This window comes from Enterococcus sp. C53 (assembly GCF_040887425.1).
Taxonomy (GTDB): Bacteria; Bacillota; Bacilli; order Lactobacillales; family Enterococcaceae; genus Enterococcus_B; species Enterococcus_B hirae.
This window is the reverse complement of sequence record NZ_JBFOFT010000021.1, coordinates 1-2,371: the sequence shown is the minus strand read 5'-3', so window position 1 is coordinate 2,371 and position 2,371 is coordinate 1. Positions and strand designations below refer to the sequence as shown.

Below are 2,371 nucleotides of genomic sequence, written 5' to 3'. Positions count from 1 at the left end.
TTTATTTTCTTAAATATCAATTAAATAATATGGAGAACGAAAAACAGCCCTATTCATTAGAATAAGACTGTTTCTGGATCAAGCAATCGCGATTGAAAAATAAATTATATAAAAAGATAATAATGTAAATTTATTTTCTATCCTTATTTTTATTAGAATAATTATTATACTTACTATATGATATGAGCAAGCTCTTTTATCAATTAGCCTATTTCACAATGTTTTTTTGCTTTAACAACATTTTTACAAACCAAATTCCCAAAATAGCTAAGCTTACACCTAACAAGTTATAAGTAAACCGCATTGCTAATGTTTGAGGAATTCCATACATCTGACTAGCTATCGTCAACGCACCAATACAATTAAAAACCGTTTTATAACGGTAACTAGAACAAAATCCTAAACAAATACCACCTAATAAACTAAGTATCTCAATTGGTAAATACATACTTAATAGAATAAAAGAAAATATACCAATAATTGTGCCTAGCAAACGGTCGGTTGCACGTGTTTTCAAATCAATTATTGAAAATCCATAGCTCGCAAATAAAGAGGAAAAGGCAAACCCAACCCACATGAATCGTTCAAAAGATAGATACTGACTAACAGACAATAATAAGCTAATGAAAAATACATAGGAAAACAACCAAATTTTCAATGAAACACTCTTTTCTTTTAAAGCCTTGAACATTGTCTTTTTTTTGTGCTTATTGCGATGATTGTGATAAATTATCCACCAAAATATAAGAAAAAAGAGACCAAAGAAAAGAAGACGATCATTCAATAATTTTTTCGTTATTTGGTCTGTTATTGTCGAATAAACAACAAATATATAAGAAAATCCATATAATGACGGATTTCCCATTTTGGAATCACTTAAAGTAGCAATTAGTATTCCTCCTAGTAAAAGGAAGTGCGACAATACTTGCAAAGTAAAATTTGGTAATAAATGGACAAATGGTGCGACAAACAATGCACCAAAGACAACACTCAATCCTAAAATTGATTGAGCGTATTTATACCCAAAGTCAACGAATCTTAGACTAAGCATCATACAGAAAAAGACAATAGCATATGGCTTATTGGATTCACCAAAAAACTTCGTAGACAAAACAATCACACAGATAGCAAAACCAACAATCAAAAATGAACGTAGAACTAGGGATAAAATATATTTTCTACGATCATACTTGGATTTTGTACTTTTTATTTTTTGCTTAAGTATTAAAGGATCTAATTGTAGTAATTGATAAAAAGTCATTTTCTCTACCTCCTTACTAATACTGCTAATTATTTAACTAAATCTAGCAGTTATAAATACTTGAAGTAAGAGTTTTTTGGGAAATAGAGAATACTTATATAATTAATTTTTCACTTACGTAAATCTCTCTTATCAACCAAACAAAACTACTATACGTTATACTTCTTTTGCTAATTTTTAATTGTTCAACATAACTTTTTATAATTTTTGTACTCAACTTATTCAGAAAATCAATATTAGAATATTTCTTAGAATAAGATTGTTTCTGGATCAATCAATTGTGATTGGTTTAAACTGTGATCTAAGCATAATTCAAAATGTAAGTGACTACCTGTACTGTTTCCTGTCGAGCCAACATAACCAATAATTTGTCCTTGTTTTACTTTGTCGCCAACTTTGACTTGATATTCTTGTTGATGCGCATATAAAGTCGTTGTACCATCTTCATGTTCGATGGCTACATAATTGCCACATTAGGGGTGAAACTCTGCTTTAATAACCCTTACTGCCTTGCTAGCGTAGATTGGATCGCCTTGTGCTGCTGCTAAATCTAATCCTCGATGAAATTTTCCTCCACGATTACCAAATGGACTAGAAATCGTATAGTTTTTGACTGGTACGAGATACCCTTCTTTATTTAGTTGTGGCCCTGCTACTTCTTTATCATACGTAGTAAAATCATAGGTCACGATTAGAACATTTAATTTTTTATCGTAGCTAGTATCTGTCGCGTAACGTCCTGTCAAAAATTTCGTTGCTTCGTGATAGGTTTTCGTATTCGTTTTCCAAACGCCATCGTAAAAGTGTCTATTTCCTGTTAAGCCCTCTTTATAACAACAAAGCAGACAATAGTTTACCTGTTTTCTTCATCTACAAATTTTCTTCCTTTCCTTCATTTTTTATACCTATTAAAAGATTATAAAAAGTTTTTTGTATATGTCCACATATCACATGAAATTAATAGATTATAAAAATTTTTTAAAGACTGATAAGGTTGGCTGGTCACAAGACACTCTAGCAATAAAGGACAAAAGTATCTTGCTATAACTAATACTATATAAATAATATGATTATTATATAGAAGATTAGATGTTTAGCAAACATGTTGTC

General features: G+C 30.2%; 1 protein-coding gene and 1 pseudogene. Both read right to left on the bottom strand.

Features of this window, described 5'->3' with window-relative positions; translation table 11 throughout:
- Window positions 1-208 precede the first annotated feature (208 nt).
- The gene (locus tag AB3I42_RS13910) at window positions 209-1,261 is read right to left on the bottom strand and encodes an FUSC family protein (RefSeq protein WP_053765601.1); all 1,053 of its coding nucleotides are present in this window, start codon (window positions 1,259-1,261) and stop codon (window positions 209-211) included.
- Between the two features lie 248 nt (window positions 1,262-1,509).
- Window positions 1,510-2,088: pseudogene (locus AB3I42_RS13905) on the bottom strand (peptidoglycan DD-metalloendopeptidase family protein); the annotation flags it as partial.
- Window positions 2,089-2,371 lie beyond the last annotated feature (283 nt).

Bases quoted from the DNA above. Each gene is read 5' to 3' on its own strand.
- AB3I42_RS13910 (WP_053765601.1), bottom strand. From the start codon at position 1,261: ATGACTTTTTATCAATTACTACAATTAGATCCTTTAATACTTAAGCAA.